The 17,504-nt window shown below is 40.0% G+C and carries 15 protein-coding genes and 1 pseudogene; 11 read left to right on the forward strand and 5 right to left on the reverse strand.

Going from position 1 to position 17,504, the window contains the following annotated elements; all coding sequences use genetic code 11:
* Positions 1-3: 3 nt before the first annotated feature.
* A complete protein-coding gene (locus ABIE66_RS06745) occupies positions 4-1,209 on the forward strand; it encodes an acyl-CoA dehydrogenase family protein (RefSeq protein WP_289318454.1) in 1,206 nt (401 codons plus the stop codon).
* A gap of 23 nt (positions 1,210-1,232) precedes the next feature.
* The gene (locus ABIE66_RS06750) at positions 1,233-1,544 is read left to right on the forward strand and encodes a DUF3870 domain-containing protein (protein ID WP_289324154.1); all 312 of its coding nucleotides are present in this window, start codon (positions 1,233-1,235) and stop codon (positions 1,542-1,544) included.
* A 503-nt stretch (positions 1,545-2,047) separates the two neighbouring features.
* Here ABIE66_RS06750 and ABIE66_RS06755 read toward each other — a convergent pair.
* Entirely contained in the window at positions 2,048-2,392 is a 345-nt protein-coding gene (locus ABIE66_RS06755; protein WP_370017129.1) for a hypothetical protein, read from the reverse strand.
* A 22-nt stretch (positions 2,393-2,414) separates the two neighbouring features.
* A pseudogene (locus ABIE66_RS06760) lies at positions 2,415-2,468 on the reverse strand (hypothetical protein); the annotation flags it as partial.
* Positions 2,469-2,622: 154 nt separating this feature from the next.
* Here ABIE66_RS06760 and ABIE66_RS06765 point away from each other — a divergent pair.
* Both ABIE66_RS06765 and ABIE66_RS06770 read left to right on the forward strand, forming a co-directional pair.
* Positions 2,623-3,714 carry a CotH kinase family protein gene (locus tag ABIE66_RS06765; RefSeq protein WP_370014258.1) on the forward strand — a complete coding sequence of 364 codons (1,092 nt, stop codon included), beginning with the start codon at positions 2,623-2,625 and terminating at the stop codon, positions 3,712-3,714.
* A gap of 154 nt (positions 3,715-3,868) precedes the next feature.
* Complete coding sequence (locus ABIE66_RS06770) at positions 3,869-4,822, forward strand: TRM11 family SAM-dependent methyltransferase (RefSeq protein ID WP_370014259.1); 954 nt, start codon at positions 3,869-3,871, stop codon at positions 4,820-4,822.
* Positions 4,823-4,880: 58 nt separating this feature from the next.
* Here the strand turns inward: ABIE66_RS06770 and ABIE66_RS06775 are convergent, their stop codons facing one another.
* Entirely contained in the window at positions 4,881-5,852 is a 972-nt protein-coding gene (locus ABIE66_RS06775) for an MBL fold metallo-hydrolase (RefSeq protein WP_370014260.1), read from the reverse strand.
* A gap of 317 nt (positions 5,853-6,169) precedes the next feature.
* Here ABIE66_RS06775 and ABIE66_RS06780 point away from each other — a divergent pair, with 317 nt between their 5' ends.
* Together ABIE66_RS06780 and ABIE66_RS06785 are read left to right on the forward strand one after the other, a co-directional pair.
* Positions 6,170-7,147: a 2-hydroxyacid dehydrogenase gene (locus ABIE66_RS06780; protein ID WP_289324158.1), complete on the forward strand. Its 978-nt coding sequence runs from the start codon at positions 6,170-6,172 to the stop codon at positions 7,145-7,147.
* A gap of 804 nt (positions 7,148-7,951) precedes the next feature.
* Entirely contained in the window at positions 7,952-9,175 is a 1,224-nt protein-coding gene (locus ABIE66_RS06785) for a Bcr/CflA family multidrug efflux MFS transporter (protein WP_370014261.1), read from the forward strand.
* Positions 9,176-9,252: 77 nt separating this feature from the next.
* On the opposite strand, the gene ABIE66_RS06790 is transcribed toward ABIE66_RS06785, so the two are convergent.
* Complete coding sequence (locus ABIE66_RS06790; RefSeq protein WP_289324159.1) at positions 9,253-10,038, reverse strand: SDR family oxidoreductase; 786 nt, start codon at positions 10,036-10,038, stop codon at positions 9,253-9,255.
* 206 nt (positions 10,039-10,244) lie between these two features.
* On the opposite strand from ABIE66_RS06790, the gene ABIE66_RS06795 reads away from it, so the two are divergent.
* The 3 genes from ABIE66_RS06795 to ABIE66_RS06805 all read left to right on the forward strand — a co-directional run bounded on the left by ABIE66_RS06795 (position 10,245) and on the right by ABIE66_RS06805 (position 12,793).
* The gene (locus ABIE66_RS06795) at positions 10,245-11,231 is read left to right on the forward strand and encodes a Gfo/Idh/MocA family protein (RefSeq protein ID WP_289324160.1); all 987 of its coding nucleotides are present in this window, start codon (positions 10,245-10,247) and stop codon (positions 11,229-11,231) included.
* Positions 11,232-11,341: 110 nt separating this feature from the next.
* Positions 11,342-11,650 carry an iron-sulfur cluster assembly accessory protein gene (locus ABIE66_RS06800; protein WP_289324161.1) on the forward strand — a complete coding sequence of 103 codons (309 nt, stop codon included), beginning with the start codon at positions 11,342-11,344 and terminating at the stop codon, positions 11,648-11,650.
* Between the two features lie 21 nt (positions 11,651-11,671).
* Positions 11,672-12,793: an NADH-dependent flavin oxidoreductase gene (locus ABIE66_RS06805; protein WP_370014262.1), complete on the forward strand. Its 1,122-nt coding sequence runs from the start codon at positions 11,672-11,674 to the stop codon at positions 12,791-12,793.
* Between the two features lie 279 nt (positions 12,794-13,072).
* On the opposite strand, the gene ABIE66_RS06810 is transcribed toward ABIE66_RS06805, so the two are convergent.
* Positions 13,073-14,089 carry a LacI family DNA-binding transcriptional regulator gene (locus ABIE66_RS06810; protein ID WP_289327261.1) on the reverse strand — a complete coding sequence of 339 codons (1,017 nt, stop codon included), beginning with the start codon at positions 14,087-14,089 and terminating at the stop codon, positions 13,073-13,075.
* Positions 14,090-14,486: 397 nt separating this feature from the next.
* Between ABIE66_RS06810 and ABIE66_RS06815 the strand changes: the two genes are divergently transcribed.
* Entirely contained in the window at positions 14,487-16,169 is a 1,683-nt protein-coding gene (locus ABIE66_RS06815; protein ID WP_370014263.1) for a sugar phosphorylase, read from the forward strand.
* A 15-nt stretch (positions 16,170-16,184) separates the two neighbouring features.
* Positions 16,185-17,486 carry an ABC transporter substrate-binding protein gene (locus ABIE66_RS06820; protein ID WP_370014264.1) on the forward strand — a complete coding sequence of 434 codons (1,302 nt, stop codon included), beginning with the start codon at positions 16,185-16,187 and terminating at the stop codon, positions 17,484-17,486.
* Positions 17,487-17,504: the final 18 nt, after the last annotated feature.

Below are 17,504 nucleotides of genomic sequence, written 5' to 3' on the forward strand. Positions count from 1 at the left end.
ATGATGAATTTCGAATTAACAGAAGAGCAGCAAAGCGTGAAGAAAGTGGTAAGGAAATTTGTGGATAAGGAAATTATCCCATATATTCAAGAGTGGGATAGGCAAGGGGAATTTCAACCACATATTTTAAAAAGGTTAGCGGAATTGCAGTTAATGGGCGTTTGTATCCCCGAAGAGTATGGTGGAGTCGGAATGGATTATAATACCCTGGCCATCGTTTGTGAAGAGCTGGAGCGAGGCGATACGGCTTATCGAACAGCAGTTTCTGTACATACGGGGTTGAATAGCATGACCCTGCTGCAATGGGGGACGGAAGAACAAAAACAGAAATATTTAGTTCCGCAAGCAAAAGGGACCAAGATTGGCGCTTTTGGGCTGACTGAACCGAATGCAGGGTCTGACGTAGCGGCGATGAAATCAACGGCAAAACGTGTTGGGGACCATTATATCTTGAATGGATCAAAAACTTGGATTTCGCTCTGTGATTATGCAGATCATTTCCTCATTTTCGCCAAGACTGATCATGATGCTGGCTCAAGGGGAATTACCGCATTTATTGTGGAACGGACTTTTGAGGGAGTGGAGTCGAAGGCCATTAAAGGAAAATTGGGAATTCGTGCGGGGAATACAGGCGAAGTCTTTTTAACGGATGTTAAAGTCCCGGTGGAGAATAGGCTTGGTGAAGAAGGTGAGGGCTTTAAAATTTCCATGTCGGCATTGGACAGCGGCCGGTTTACAGTGGCAGCAGGTGCTGTAGGATTAATTGAAGCAAGCCTTGAAGCAAGCTTGAAGTATTGCCATGAACGAAGTACATTCGGAAAAGAGATTGGCAGGCATCAGCTCGTTCAACAGATGATTGCCAAGATGACCGCAAATTTAGAGATTTCCAGATTGCTGGTATTTAAAGCGGGTACATTAAAAAACCAAGGAAAAAGGAATACGAAGGAAACATCACTTGCCAAGTGGATTTCATGTAATGCTGCTAACGAAGCAGCCAATGATGCTGTTCAAATTCATGGTGCATATGGGTACTCGGATGAATATCCAGTCGAACGTTTTCTACGGAATTCAAAAGCTCCGGTCATTTACGAAGGCACCCGTGAGATTCATACAGTAATGCAAGGTGAATATGCACTTGGCTACAGACAAGATAAAGAGCTTCGTAAGCAATTGCCTGCATGGCCCTTCGAGCAGGTTTCCGTACATTAATTATAGATAGAGGAGATCAGATGATGAACACATACTTTATTGCAGGGCATGCAAAGCTTCCACAAGGGATGGCAGCGAGAAATATATATGATTCCATCACCATCACGGTAGAACTTGACTTTAAATATGGTGTAATAGTCGAGGCTTCCTGTACACTTGCTACAGAACATGGCAGGGAATTCATTCGTAAACTGCTGCGCGGTTATTGCCTGAAAGATGGTATCGAAGAATTGATTGATCGTGTGCAAATGCATTATCGTGGAAAGGCTGGTCAGGCCATTCAAGCAGGGCTGAAGGATGTGTATGCACAGTTCGAATTGGTCTCCGTCAAATAAGTGCAACTGGAAGGATCCTACCTTAAGTTTGAGGGTAGGGTCCTTTTTTATAGATTTGGGTACATGGCAAATAAATGATGGAGCTGTGGATTTAATGGAAATATTAGTTGAGCTGATTTTAACCTGCTGCTGGTTTGGCTTTAACAGGATTATGCTAGAGTTGGTCTAACAGTTGTAGGTAAGTTTGATATTTTAGATCAATTGGCTAGTGTTTCTCAATCGTTAGCAAAATTAATTGAACAGTAAATTATCATTAAATGAAATGTTCCAAGAAGAACTTAATTTATTTGTACGATAATAATATTTCCGATACTAATTTGTCCACTGTCATTATAAATGGCAGTGTTTTTTATTGTTTAAGGAACGGGACATTTTAATGGATATAACGATCGTGATAATTTTAAAAACACAAAACTCGCCCCTTTACGACGAGTTTGTGTTTTTTATAGAAATTGGACTTTAAAGTAAAGCTTAATATCCAGTAAAAAAATATTAGTTGTACATTAAAACGGAACCATGAAACTAGAAGCACCTTTTCCGTTTATTGCGATTGTTATTGCAGCAAAGCCAACTGCAGTGGTTGGAGGAACACCGGTTTCTGTTGGAGCGCCTTTGTCTGCTGCATATGGAACACCGGTTTCTGCTAGTGCGCCTTTGCGTACTGCAAGTGGACCTCCTCCTGCTAGTGCGCCTTTGCGTGCGGCAAGTGGACCTCCTCCTGCTAGTGCGTCTTTGCGTGCTGCAAGTGGACCTTCTCCTGCTAGTGCAACGTTTAGTGCTTCTGCGGCGGGAAGTTCGCCTATTATTGTTGTTTTTACGTGAAGAACGGCCTTTTGAACATGGGTCATTATGCATGAAATCGCTTAACCCGAAGGAATTGGCTCTTTCCACCGCATTTTGTATATTGCGAATGATGTCAGACATATTTATATATCCCCCTTTCTATACGTTAAACTATGCCCTTGTACGTAATATGCCAGAGATAATAGCACAATTTTTAATAAAAATTTGTTTTTGGTGACACCCATCGCTTTTTTTCATAATTTAATATGAAAGTGAAAGGGAAGTGAAGGGTTATATGAATTCTGACAAGAAGCTGCCTGTGTACCAGCTTTTTATTCCACCAGTTAATTTAATGGAACTTCGCAGAGATATATGGTGCAATGATCCTTTACCAGCAAAGTTAACACTTAACAGAAAAAAACTGGATATTGATATTGTTTACCGTGGCTCACATATCCGCGGTTTTCGCAAAAAATCCTATAATGTAGTCTTTTATAAACCTAATACTTATAAGAATGTCAAGGAAGTTCATTTAAATGCTGAATATAAGGATAAATCTTTACTAAGAAATAAATTATCTTTAGACTTTTTTGCGGATATTGGGACCTTATCGCCGAAATCCCAGTTCGTTTTCCTGAATCTGAACGGGAAGGAAGAAGGAATATACCTAGAATTGGAATCAGTGGATGAATATTTTTTGAAGAATAGGGATCTCCCTAAGGGATCGATTTTCTATGCCGTGGATGGTGATGCCAATTTCTCATTGATGAGCGATTTGGATAAAGGAATCAAAAAATCATTGGAGATGGGATATCAAAAAAAATGCGGGACAGGAAAGGATGAATTACATTTACAAGAGTTGATCATTCAAATCAACACAATTTCAAGGGTGGATTTTGAAAAGGAAATCGTAAAATATGTCGATGTGGAAAAGTATCTGCGCTGGCTGGCCGGAGTCATATTCACGCAAAACTATGATGGGTTTGTCCATAACTATGCCTTGTATCGAAATGGAGATTCAGGACTCTTTGAAATAATCCCATGGGATTATGATGCGACATGGGGCAGGGATGTTAATGGGAAAGTGATGGAAGAGGATTATGTGGGAATCGAGGGATTCAACACATTGACTGCTAGAATCCTTGATGTTAGGGCATTTCGTGTTCGATACCAGAGTCTTCTAAAGAAGATTTTGAGTAATCGGTTTAACGTTGGGTATATGAAACCTATCATTCAGGAAATGCATGATAAAATAAGACCTTATGTTCCAAAAGACCCGTATATTAAGGGGGAAAAAGAAAAATTTGATAATGAGCCCGAATTTATCCTGAAATTCATTGAGGCCCGTGCAAAGTATATAAATAGCCGGCTGGTTAAATTGGATTAATAATTTTCTGATGGAAAATGGAAAAAACAGCAGGAGTGCTGAAAGAAAATCACTCCTGCTGTTTTTTCTGCACGATTCCATTTGCTTTTCTATACTATTACAGCTATGTTTGATAGAAAGATATAATCTAAAGTAAATGAAGGATGGGAATGGATTGACTAATCATAGCCGTAAACCGGCATATATATATACCTTTACATGCACCCCTGACGAACGCGAATTATCTAAAATGGAGATGCGCTCGTTCTTTGGCTTTGAGACTTCAGGAAATATTTTAAAAAGTGATATAGAAATTGAACCGAGCAGAAGTCCTTTTATGAAAGGGCGGGTAGATGTCATGTTTGAAGGGGAAAACATATCCGAAATTGTTGAGCTAGTGAAGGATATTCAATTGCCGGATTCGACGTTCAAAGTATTATTCGTAAAAATTAATGATCTGACTAAAGAAGCAAAAATAGATTATGAGGGACAGCGTGAAATTGAACGTGAAATTGGCTGGCACATTCAGGGGAATGCCGATGTACGTAATCCTGATCAGGTCTATGGAATCGTGCCCCTGGGTGGCCGTTGGTATTTTGGGAAATATGTCAAACCTGAGTCTGTTTGGTTACATCATATGAAGAAGCCGCGTGAATATTCAACTGCACTTAGCACAAGAGTGGCGAGAGCCATTGCCAACATAGCCGTTCCACATCCTGATGGAGTGAGGGCCATTGATCCATGCTGCGGAATTGGAACGGTATTGGTAGAGGCACTATCAATGGGGATAAATATTGTTGGCCGAGATATCAACCCACTTGTTACTGACGGTTCTAGAGAGAATATTGCCTATTTCGGACTCGAAGGTGATGTAACTACAGGTCCGATTTCAGAGGTCACCAGTAAATATGATGTAGCGATTATCGATATGCCTTACAATTTGTATACGCATGCAACGCCGGAGGATCAGCTATCGATCCTTAAACATGCCAGGAGCTTTGCTGACAAGGTCGTCGTCGTAACGATTGACACGATGGATCATATGATTGAAGAAGCAGGATTTGAAATTGCTGATCGCTGTGTAGCCAGGAAGGGTATTTTTTCCAGACAGGTAGTCGTGTGTCTATAAATTTCCCTGGGAAGATGAAAAGGCTGAAATCCTTAATGGGTTTCAGCTTTTTTTGATGTCATTTAGCTTGATAATGAACTACATTTTCGATGAGTTTCTTCCTGACCTTCCCCTGATATTCCAAGTAATCCAAATGGCCGATGATTTCAGACATGACGAGTGGGAATTCTGATATATACTTTTGTTTGTAAAATTCCTTTGCCAGTTCATTGCCTGTAGAAATTCCAGATTCTATCAAGGCCAGGATTTTTTGTGATTTTCTCTCGATGCTATTGAGTCTTTTTTCAATCAATGGACCAGGATGTTCAATGATGTTACCATGACCAGGAAAGATGAGATTCACCTGTAATGCTAAACATCGCTTTAATGATTCGATATGATCCAAAAGTGTCAGCATTCTATTGCCGTTTTCATCAGGTTCGATCAAGGCGTTGCTTGAAATATGTTCAATCAATAAATCACCGGCAAGAAGCCGTTTCCCTTTTTGGTCAAGAAAAGCGATTTGATCCGGGGCATGCCCGGGAAATTCAATCACTTCAAAATTCAGCCATTGTTTTTCGGTGATTTCGATGATGTCACAATTCAGTTTTTGATCCTTATTATTATCAACCGCGTTGAATAGGTAAGCTACTTGTTTATCTCCAAGTTCACCACAGCCCATTTCAAGGTATAGCTGCTTATAAAATTCAATTCTCATACTTAAGAATTCAGGGTCCCGTTTTAAACGGGGAACGGATTTAGAATGGGCATATACGGGAATCGGATGGAGTCCGGTAATCCGGTTGACCAAACCAACATGGTCCCCATGGTGATGGGTTAACAAAATTTCCGTGATATCCTCAACGGTAAATCCATTGTCCTTTAAAGTTTGCTGCAGTGCATCCCAGCAAACGTCATCATTCATACCAGCATCGACTAATGTTAAAGATTCATCCTGTTTAACTAAATAAAAGTTTATACTTTTTAAAGATAGAGCGCTTGGAGCTATAATTGGATAAATTTCAAATTTTGCATTAGTTTTCATGAACATCCCATTTCCTCCTGAATCGAGATAAATTTCATCTAAATTGCGATATACCTAAATAATGAAAGAATAGATTTAAAGGGTTTACTCTATGATTAGTTGAATGAAATGAAACTGTCAAGCGGAAGCTTTCAGGCAAACGAGAATTTAATGGTAATAATAATTGGGAATGAATGGTCTATTCATCTAATTTATTTTAAAATTGAATAAACAAGATGATTATTTAGCCAATATTCTTGAAATGGATTGTTGTATCTGAATATGAAATGAACACTGAATGTGTAACGCGTTCTATGAAATGAAACGGTATGGGAGGTTATGGTTTGAAGCCTAAAATTTATATTACAAGGAAATTGCCGGAACAAATCATCGATGGACTTAGTGGGAATTATGATGTCAGGATGTGGGACCAAGAGGATATACCGGTCCCTAGGAAAGTCCTTGAAGAAGAAATGAAAGAAGTCGAGGGGCTGCTTTGCTTGTTGACGGAACAAATCGATGAGTCACTGATTGAAAAGGCGGCAAATCTGAAAATCATCGCGAATATGGCAGTAGGTCATAATAATATTGATGTTCAAAGTGCAACTAAACGGGGCATCATGGTAACGAACACACCGGGGGTCTTAACGGAAACAACAGCCGATTTAACCTTCGGATTGCTGCTTGCAACGGCAAGGAGGCTGATGGAGGCAGAAGACTATTTAAGGAGTGGGAGATGGGAAACGTGGTCGCCAATGCAGCTGACCGGACAAGATGTACATGGTGCAACGCTGGGTATCATCGGGTTAGGGAGGATTGGGGAAGCCCTTGCCAAAAGAGCAAAGGGATTTGATATGAACTTAGTTTATTATAATCGAAGCCGAAAATATGGTCAGGAAAAGGAATTGGGAATCGAATACCAACCCCTTGAAAAATTGCTCCAAATCTCGGATTTCGTTTGTGTCATGCTGCCGCTCACACCGGAGACCGCTTATATGATCGGTAAGGAGCAGCTGGATTTAATGAAAGGGACGGCTGTGCTCATAAATACCGCAAGAGGCGGGATTATCGATGAAAAAGCGTTATATCAGGCGCTGAAAAACCGAGAGATTTGGGCGGCTGGATTGGATGTATTTGAAGAAGAACCCGTTCCCGTGGATCACCCTCTGCTAACATTGCCCAATGTGGTTACATTACCGCATATCGGGAGTGCAAGTATTGCCACAAGATTGAAAATGGCAACTCTTGCTGTTCAAAACTTGAAGGAAGGATTATCTGGTGATACTCCCCGTAATTTAATTTTGTTGAATAAATCAAGATGACCCTAAGATGGGGTTCGGAAGGCCTCATCCCGCATTCCTTTCACGATTTTGTCGAGGGAATATTATTACCCTGATTGGAAGACGGGACTTCGTTACACTCATGATTTTTTATATGGGATTAAAATTGAAAATTCACTGGGTTGAAGAAATTTGCGACAATCCTGCCGAATAATTGGCTAGCCAATTATTCGGCAGGATTGATTGCGGCGAGGAGGCTTGGCAGAGAGTCGGCGGATTGAAAACACTGGAACGTTTTCTTGAGGGTTTGTAAAATTGGAACGTTGCCTCCAGGCACTCGCTTTCCCCCGGGCGGTCCGGGAGCCTCCTCGGCGCTATTTGCGCATGTAGGGTCTCCCTTGGACTTAGCTTTCCCGCAGGAGTCTCGTACCTTCCGTTCCACTCAGCTGGAATGTTTTTTGGAAAAGACTGTAGGCAAACTCGCTTTCTTCGAATTTGTCCACAGTCTGAAATGACTCCAAAATGGGGTCATTTTTTAATGGGGATATTTCAATATGTGGGGAATTATTTGGACCATTAATAGTTTTCCTAGGCTCGTAGTATCGAAATCAATTATATTTCCTGATATATGATTAGTTCTTTTCAGTATAAAGATATGTAAGATATGTTTCAGAGGTTTGAAGTATAAGTGTAGCAAACACATTGAACTTAATGAGTGGTGAAAGGAAGAATCCAATTCAAGGCAAGCATACTTATCGTAAATTGTTCGGATTTTTTGTAAACTAAAGAAATCCGGGTTTTATTTAGGAAAACAATTAGTTTGAAAGTAGGGTAATAATGATTGAAATGAAGGAAACGATATCATCAGGCAACGAAATGACCAAATCCAAAAGGCTGTTGATGGCGCTTATGCTGGGGTCTTTTGCTGCGATTGGACCACTGTCACTTGATATGTATTTACCGGGTCTCCCGACACTGGCAGAGGATTTGAAAAGCAGTACGTCTTTAGCCCAGCTGAGTTTGACTGCCTGCTTGTTAGGATTAGCTTTAGGCCAAATTTATTTAGGGCCGCTAAGTGATGCAAAGGGAAGACGGACACCGTTAATCATATCATTATCCATTTATTGCATTTCATCTCTGTTATGTGCTTTTGCTCCATCCATAGAATTGCTTTTATTATTACGTTTTATCCAGGGTATTGCGGGAGCTGGAGGCATAGTCATTTCAAGGGCCATAGTTCGTGACCTTTTTTCAGGAACGGAACTGACCAAATTCTTCTCCATGTTAATGCTGGTAAATGGAGCGGCACCGATTTTGGCTCCAGTTTTTGGCGGTCAGCTTTTGCAGTTCACTTCTTGGCGGGGAGTTTTCATTGTCATTTCAGTATTAGGTATCCTTATGGTTGCGGCTGCATTTTTTGGGATAAAAGAAACTTTATCGCCTAATCTCAGGAGTGCCGGTGGAATAAACGATACAATCAAGACTTTTGGGAATTTATTGAAGGACCGAGTGTTCATGGGCTATGCTTTTTCACAAGGGTTCATTAGTGCCGCCATGTTCGCTTATATTTCCGGATCGCCTTTTGTTCTCCAGAATATTTATGGGGTTTCCCCACAGACATTCAGCCTGATTTTTGCAATAAACGGAATTGGGATCATCATTGCTTCCCAAATTTCCGGAAAGCTGGCAGGGAAGGTTAAAGAAGAAAAACTGCTTCAGATAGGACTATGTCTTGCTTTGTTTGGAGGAATATTCCTTCTTGCCTCAGTCCTTCTCGAAATCGGGTTGACAGGAATCTTGGTCGCTTTATTCCTCTCCGTTTCCAGCGTCGGTATTGTCGGTACAACGAGTTTTTCTTTAGCGATGCAAAATCAGAAAAAAACTGCAGGCAGTGCTTCGGCTTTAATTGGACTGCTTCCTTTTATATTAGGATCAGTAATGGCACCGCTCGTGGGCTTAGGCTCAGGTAAGTCCTCCTTGCCGATGGGAATTGTGATGGTAAGTTGTCATGTCATTGCCATGTTCGCTTATTTGATTCTTGCCCGTCGCGGGTTAAGGCGAGTTGCTTAAAAAGGAAAAAGCTGAAATCCTGAAGTGGGATTTCGGCTTTTTCTTTTAATGGGTTTATTTAAAGTCTTAAGAATGAATCATAATAGTGATTCTGCTCCATCGATATAAACTTCCGTGCCCGTAACATGGGAGGACATGTCTGATGCTAGGAACAATACGAGATCACCAGCTTGTTCGGTAGTCCCCGCTTTCTTCGCTAGGGGCTGAGAGCCTTCTGGATATTCAATGGGAATCCTGATTTTTTTTAGGTTTTCATCTTCTGGGAAGGTGTTATCATGAATATTCGTATCGATGGAGCCGGGACAAATGGTATTTACCCTGATTTTATATTTTGCCAATTCGAGTGCAGCCATTTTACCAAAAGCGACTTGGCCAGCTTTGGATGAACTATAGGCGGAAAAACCAAAATTCTTGAAATATCGGTTTCCATTTATGGAGCTGTTAATAACGATGCTGCCACCCGTTTCCTTCATATAGGGAATGGCGTATTTAATGGTGAGAAAGGTGCCTTTGAGGTTGATGGTATGAGTCTGATCCCAATCTTCTGGCTTAATATCTTCTATAGGGGCGATCACTCCGTTGATGCCTGCGTTTGCGAATACAAAATCAATTTTCCCAAAATGGTCATAGGCGACCTTGTAGGCATGTTCAACTTGCTCAGCCTTGGAAACATCCGTTTTAATGATTAAAGCCTCTCGGCCCAGGTTTTCCACTTCCGCCTTCACCTTTTCGGCATTTTCGACTGTACGGTCAAAAAAGATGATGTTCGCACCGTTTTCAGCTAATTTCAGTGCTGCACCCCGGCCAATTCCCGATCCTCCACCGGTAATGATGGCAACTTTGTTTTTCATTAAATCTGTCATAAACTTCACACGCTCCTTTTAAGTTTTTCTTTCCCGTTTAGGGAGTATGTAGAAACATCATGGCAGTGGTAATATAGAAAAATTATAAACGAATATTGCCTGAAAAATCCAATTTAAACCATTGACAGTGTTCATTATACTTTGTTTTTCAGTGAAATGTCTGTATATTGAGGACATGATAAGTTAGATTGAAAGGGGATAGGATGTTGATACGATTAGGGGTAATAGGTACAAATTGGATCACGGAGCGATTTTTGGAGGCTGCAAAGCATGTAGAGGATTTATCGTTAACCGCCGTGTATTCACGTACAGAAGAGAAAGCCAAGGAGTTTGCCAATAAGTACGATGTACATACGATTTTTACAAATTTAGAAGAAATGGCGGCCAGCGATGATATCGACGCTGTATATATAGCCAGCCCTAACTCTCATCATTGCAGGCAAGCCGTGTTATTTTTACAAAATAAAAAACATGTATTATGTGAAAAGCCAATGGCCTCAAATGCGGCAGAAGTAAAGGAAATGATTGAGGCTGCAAAACAAAATGAAGTGCTATTGATGGAAGCGATGAAATCAACCATCATGCCGAATTTCGAAAGTATAAAGGGGAATCTGGATAAAATCGGGAAGATACGACGTTTTTCAGGAAGCTTTTGTCAATATTCATCACGTTTTGATGCGTATAAACAAGGTACTGTGCTGAATGCATTCAATCCTGAATTCTCCAGTGGTTCTTTAATGGATTTAGGGATTTACGTCCTCTATCCACTTGTTGTACTATTCGGTAAACCTAATAAGGTGCAGGCATCAGGAACAATGCTTGAATCAGGAGTTGATGGACAGGGGACGATCTTGCTTTCCTATGATGAAATGGAGGCAGTCGTCATGTTTTCCAAGATTACTGAATCCAATTTGCCAACGGAAATTCAAGGTGAGCTTGGAAGCATCCTCATTCAGAAAATTTCTGGACCTCAAGCTGTGGATATTCAGTATCGGGATGGAACCACTGAAAATATTTCGGCTAAACAGGATATGCATACGATGTATTATGAAGCGAAAGAATTTGTTGAATTGATAAAGCAGGGGAAAAAGGAATCGGATATAAATTCATATTCGAATTCACTGTTGACTATGGAAATCATGGATGAAGCAAGAAAGCAAATCGGCGTCGTCTTTCCTTCAGACCGATTATAAGCACCTAATTGGACATGGCCAAGCAAGGAAGGGTATAAATGGATGTTACTGATGCCCCTTAATTGGGTAGAATTCAGTACATGGAAATTTTTATTGTTGGAGGAATGGACATGAATTGTAAAATTAATCGTAATGCAGCAAAAGTCTTACAAAAAATGCTGAGCACTGAAGAAGCCGAAGGGAAAATGATTCGTGTATATATCACCCATATGCATGGCGATCATGCCCATTATGAGATGAAACTAGATACACCTACAGAGCATGATGAAATCGTCAAAACAGATAAAGATATCGATATTTTGCTTGATTCTCGTGAGGAATTTCTGGATGGTGTCTGGATTAAATATTTTTATGTACCTGAAGAAGGCTTTGAAATCACGAACCCTTCCAAGGAGCCGCACGGACACCATCACCATTAAGATTAAAGGGGGAGGATTGGCATGAATCAAAAATACGAAAAGATCTTTCAACCATATAAATTTCCATCAGGGGTAGAAGTGAAAAATCGTATCATGATGGCACCTATGACCACTTATTCTTCGGATGATCACGGGTTTGTAACCGATGATGAACTGGCCTATTACGCTGAACGCTCGGCAGGTGTAGGTGCGGTTGTCACGGCATGTGCTTATGTATCTGCTGGAGGAAAGGGATTCCCAGGTCAATTAAGTGCAGATGACGATTCATTTATCCCATCTTTGAGAAAATTAGCGGAAACGATACAGTCTAACGGGTCAAAAGCGATATTGCAAATATATCATGGAGGCCGCCAAAGTCCGCCGGAATTATTGCCAGATAACCAACCTGTTTCTGCAAGTGCCATTGCTTCCAGCGAGGAAGCACCGGTACCGCGGGAAATGAGTGAAGATGAAATTCAAGGCGTAATCAAGGAATTTGGAGAAGCAACAAGAAGGGCCGTCGAAGCGGGATTTGATGGTGTGGAAATCCATGGTGCCAATACGTATTTGCTTCAACAATTCTTCTCGCCGCACTCGAACCGTCGGACGGATAACTGGGGAGGAACTCTGGGAAAACGATTGATTTTCCCGCTTACCATTGTGAATGAAGTAGAGAAATCGGTTGCTGAGCATGCGGAAAAGCCATTTATCATTGGTTACCGAATTTCTCCTGAAGAAGGCAGCGATCCTGGAATCACTTTAGATGATACGATCCAGTTTGTTGATAGATTAGCAAATCAAAACCTCGATTATCTACATATATCGGTAGGTCACTTCTGGAATGGATCATTCCGTGAGAGTGATAGGACAAAGTCGCGCATCGTTAAAATTTACGACAAAGTAGGGAATCGTATTCCGGTTGTCGGTGTAGGATCCCTGCATACACCCGATGAAGTTGCAGAAGCTATGGAAACGGGTGTCCCATTTATCGCACTTGGCCGTGAACTTCTTATGGAACCGCATTGGATTGAAAAAATCAGGTCTGGAAAAGAAGGGGAAATACGGACGACCCTTTCGAAAAAAGATCAGGATGAACTTGTCATTCCAGATCCGCTTTGGGAAAAGTTGATTCATATAAAAGGTTGGCTCCCCGTTGTGGAGTGATGAGTCAACATCTTGAATAATATGTAACCCGTCCTCTTTTTATTGGAGGGCGGGATTTTGTTTGATGTCCATAAAAGCTAAAAGAGGTCCATAACTAAAAAAACCTGCATTTGTTATTTAACAATAATAAATGCAGGTTTTTTTATGAAGTAATATAACTTAGGGTTACTCGTGAAAATGGCATGTTTAAGAAAAAAGCAGAATTCCTACCCGTTTAAAAGGCTTCAAAACCCTTTTAGGAAGACATTATGAATTTGAATAATTATATTAAGAAATAATTCAAACTTCAGCTACGGAATTTTGGATAATGTTTTCAGTCGGAATGATGGTATGCGGTATCTGATCTTGATTACCCTTTATCTTTGTAAAGAGAACCTGTATAGCTATATCCCCTAATTTTTTCACGGGGATTTCTTTACAAGTCAAAGAGGGAGAGAGAAATGGATGTAAATTTGAATTACTGTAGCCTACGATGGATAGGTCTTTTGGTATGGAGATTCCATTTTCTGCTGCCATCTTATAAATACTCATCACCTTAAGATCATCAGTTGCAAAAACAGCTGTAGGCCGGTTATCTCCCAATAGTTGTTTTGCTGATTGATGTGCGGCATCAATTGTATACCCACTGTTGATGATCCATTCATTCTTTAGTGGGAGCCCATTGTTCTTAATGCATGATTTATATCCTTCCAAGCGATCGATGGAAACATGATAATCGAGTGGAGAATGTAAGCAGGCGATATCACGATGTCCTTTATCAATCAAATACTGCGTCAAATCATAACTGTCCTTGTAGTTATTCGTGTCAACGGAAAAAACGTTTTTGTAATGACCTTCGACCTTTCCAATGACTACTATAGGGATATTAAATGGATCTATTTGTTGAAAGAAGTTCTCATTTGCTGGTGAACTTAGCATTATGATCCCTTTTATTAATTTCTCTTTTATTTTCCTTATGCACTTTTGAAGTTCATCCTGACTGTTTTTCGCAGTCTGTAATATGACATCGAAGTTTTCGTCTTCAGCATTGGTTGATATTGTATGAATGATTTCTGAGAAAAATGGGTTATTTTCGGTAGTCTTGGCAGAACGCGATAGTACCATGATCGCATCAAATCCGGAGGAAAGGGCCCGGGCTAATTTACTAGGTTGATAATTTAATTGTTCAATTGCTTTTAACACGCGCTCTCGCGATTCAACAGAGATGTTGCTTTGATTGTTTAGCACGCGTGATACGGTGGATTTTGAAACCATTGCAACACGGGCAATATCGTAGATAGTGTGTCCCAATAAAATTCTCCTCCTCCTAGTATGTTATCTGTATGATTATTTCCGAATATTAATAGGTTTTGTAAGTACCATTGAAAAAAATGAATCCTTACTGGTTGGTTTATTTTTTTATAGATTGATTTTATTTATTAATAATAAGAGCGGTTTCATAGGGTAAATTATATTGATGAATCATGATAGTGGCAATAGAAATTTTAAAAGTAGTAGGCAATCTTGCAGAGAAAGCCATTTTTGGACCCCATATAAAATTAGGTAAACCCTCTAAAATAAAAGCGTGGTTCCCCATTTGGGTTCTTGTTGACAGAGAACGCTTACTGTATTATATTTTGTTTGTGGGAGCGGTTCCACGGAAAAGTATTTAACTATTAATTTATATGGAAACGGTTCCAAGAAGGGGGCGTATATGGAATATATTAAACAGAGATTATCCGTAATTTATGGAGAATCGGATACACAAAAGATTTGGACTGACCTAAAAGGTAAACTTGTAAAAGCAAAAGAAACACCCTATAAAAAAAGAAAACAAAGATGGGATGAAAAAGATATTGTCTTGATTACGTATTCTGATCAATTTCAGGAGGAAGGCAAGCCTACACTGGCGACTTTTGAGAAGGTATTTGATCGTTATTTAGCAGACAAATTTGAAATCGTTCATCTTCTGCCTTTTTATCCATATTCGTCGGATGATGGTTTTTCGGTAGTGGATTATAAGAAGGTCAATCCAATTGCAGGAGATTGGGAAGATATTGAAAAACTATCGAAAAAAACGAGAATCATGTTTGATTATGTGTGCAACCATATCTCAGCAAAAAGTGATTGGTTTAAAGAGTACATAAACGGGAATCCTGAATATTCCGGCTTTTTCACGGAGATGGATCCCAATGTAGATTTAAGTTCAGTAACAAGACCAAGATCCACACCTGTCCTCACCAGGTTTAAAATGGATGATGGATCGGAAAAGCATGTTTGGACGACGTTTAGTGAAGACCAAATTGATTTGAATTTCAAAAACCCAAAAGTTTTATTGAGAATGATTGATGTTCTATTATTTTATATTGAGCGAGGTGCGGAATATATTAGGCTAGATGCGGTAGGGTTCATGTGGAAAGAAGTCGGAGGGACTTGTATCCACCTTGAAAAAACGCACCAAATCATAAAATTGTTCCGTGATATTGTTGAGGAAGTCGCTAAAGGAACTGTCATCATCACTGAAACGAATGTACCTCATAAAGATAATATTTCATATTTCGGCAATGGAAGCGATGAGGCACATATGGTTTATCAGTTCCCTTTACCGCCGCTTGTGCTTTACTCCATTAATCGCGGAGATGGGAGCGCTCTCACAGAGTGGGCAAGAAATCTACAGCCAGCAGGGGATAATACAACATTCTTTAATTTCCTTGCTTCACACGACGGTATTGGATTGAATCCTATTCGCGGTATTATCTCAGAGGAAGAAATTCTTGATCTGGTAACGGACCTGAAAAGGGAAGGCGCAAAAGTTAACTACAAAAAAAATCCAGATGGCACGGAAAGTCCATATGAAATCAATGTGACGTACTTGGACGCGTTAAATAAACTGTCGGATGATGATGAGTTAAAGGTGAAAAGGTTTTTAGCGGCACACTCCATTTTATTATCACTTCAGGGAGTGCCAGCAGTTTATATCCAGAGTATATTAGGATCTAGTAATGATTATGAAGGTGTAGCTAAAACAGGAATGAACCGTTCAATTAACCGCCAAAAGTATAGCTTGGATAAAATTGAAACAGAACTGGAAAAATCAGGTTCTTTACGAAGCAAGATATATATAGAGTTAACGAACATTATCAAAATTAGAAAAGCAGAAGCATTATTTCATCCAGATGTGCCTATGGAAATTTTGGATAAAGGTGAAAAATTATTTGCACTCAAAAGAGGAAATGATCCCCAAAATAGTCTATTCATTATTCACAATTTTGCAAATGAACCTGTAGATTGCCAGGCTTCAGGCAATTTTGTAAATGTAATAACGGGGGATAAAATGGCTCTCGAAGGTACCATTACACTAAATCCCTATCAATTCCTTTGGTTGAAATCAATTTAACTAGGAGGCAGAAAGATGAAATTCAAAATCCTAATTTTGGTATTTATCTTAGTTTTAAGCATGACTTTATCAGCATGTGGTGGGAACGAAAAGGCAGGAGAAGAGGCAAAAACAACAATTGAGTTCATGCATTCCTCTGTAGAGCAAGAGCGTCTAGCCGTCGTCAACAAGCTGGTAAAAAAGTTTGAGAAAGAAAATCCCACTATTAAAATCAAGCAAGTTCCAGTTCAAGAAGATTCATATAATACAAAAATTATCACTTTAGCTAGTGCTGGGAAACTTCCTGCGGTACTTGAAGTTGGGCAAGATTATGCCAAAGTCATGGATAAAGAACAACTTATCGACAAAGAGGCAGTTAGTAATACCCTTGATAAAGCTGGTAAAAAAGACTTCTATGATGGTGCCTTAAAATTAGTAACACCAGAAGATGGGAAAGGGCACACTGGTATCCCTATCAGCGGCTGGGTTCAAGGCATTTGGTTTAATAAAGAAATGCTGGCATCCAAAGGATTCGAAGAGCCGAAAACCTGGGATGATGTAATGTCGATCGCAAAGGCATTTACTGACAGCGGCAATAAAAAGTACGGTATTGGTTTGCCGACTGTTGAAGGCGGATTTTCAGAGCAGGCATTCTCACAATTTGCTCTATCAAACAATGCGAATGTTCTTGATGGCAAAGGGCAGTTGGATTTTAATAAAAAGGCGATGAAAGAAGCGCTAACTTATTATAAAGAATTGGCCCAATATACGATGCCTGGTTCAAATGATACCACTGAGGTGAAAGATGCATTCATGAATGGCACAACACCAATGGCGGTATATTCAACTTATATCCTTCCTTCTGTATATGAAGAAGGCGATGCAGAAAATATAGGGTTTGCAATTCCGGAGCAAAAAACAAAAGCGGTGTTTGGAACGGTTTCTGCAATCACGATCTCTTCTGGATTGGATGATCCTCAAAAAGAAGCAGCACAGGAATTCACAACGTTTTTGTCCAGGCCAGAAAATATGACCGAGTGGGTATTAATGTCACCAGGCGGTGCACAACCAGTTAGTAAAGCGGTTACAGAAAATGCTGCATATCAGGCAAATGAAGTAGTAAAGTCCTTCGGAGACTTATCAACCGAAATCGCCGCATCATTTAATGAAATCCAAGTGTTTGGTTTGGTCGGTGAAAAAAACTACGTGAAAATGGGAGTGATATCGAGTTCAGGCTCTATTTCCAAATTGGTAAATGATATAACAGTCGGAGGAAAAAGCGTTGATATGGAAGTTAAAAACGCTGAACAGAAAATGAAAGATGTCTTAAAAAAATAAGGCATAAGTGAAGGTGAT

The organism is Peribacillus sp. B2I2, from assembly GCF_041261685.1.
GTDB lineage: Bacteria > Bacillota > Bacilli > Bacillales > DSM-1321 > Peribacillus.

Coding starts and splice junctions, on each gene's coding strand:
- ABIE66_RS06750 (WP_289324154.1), top strand. CDS start 1,233: ATGAACACATACTTTATTGCAGGGCATGCAAAGCTTCCACAAGGGATG.
- ABIE66_RS06785 (WP_370014261.1), top strand. CDS start 7,952: ATGAAGGAAACGATATCATCAGGCAACGAAATGACCAAATCCAAAAGG.
- ABIE66_RS06815 (WP_370014263.1), top strand. CDS start 14,487: ATGGAATATATTAAACAGAGATTATCCGTAATTTATGGAGAATCGGAT.
- ABIE66_RS06765 (WP_370014258.1), top strand. CDS start 2,623: ATGAATTCTGACAAGAAGCTGCCTGTGTACCAGCTTTTTATTCCACCA.
- ABIE66_RS06745 (WP_289318454.1), top strand. CDS start 4: ATGAATTTCGAATTAACAGAAGAGCAGCAAAGCGTGAAGAAAGTGGTA.
- ABIE66_RS06800 (WP_289324161.1), top strand. CDS start 11,342: ATGAATTGTAAAATTAATCGTAATGCAGCAAAAGTCTTACAAAAAATG.
- ABIE66_RS06775 (WP_370014260.1), bottom strand. CDS start 5,852: ATGTTCATGAAAACTAATGCAAAATTTGAAATTTATCCAATTATAGCT.
- ABIE66_RS06820 (WP_370014264.1), top strand. CDS start 16,185: ATGAAATTCAAAATCCTAATTTTGGTATTTATCTTAGTTTTAAGCATG.
- ABIE66_RS06790 (WP_289324159.1), bottom strand. CDS start 10,038: ATGACAGATTTAATGAAAAACAAAGTTGCCATCATTACCGGTGGAGGA.
- ABIE66_RS06805 (WP_370014262.1), top strand. CDS start 11,672: ATGAATCAAAAATACGAAAAGATCTTTCAACCATATAAATTTCCATCA.
- ABIE66_RS06755 (WP_370017129.1), bottom strand. CDS start 2,392: ATGACCCATGTTCAAAAGGCCGTTCTTCACGTAAAAACAACAATAATA.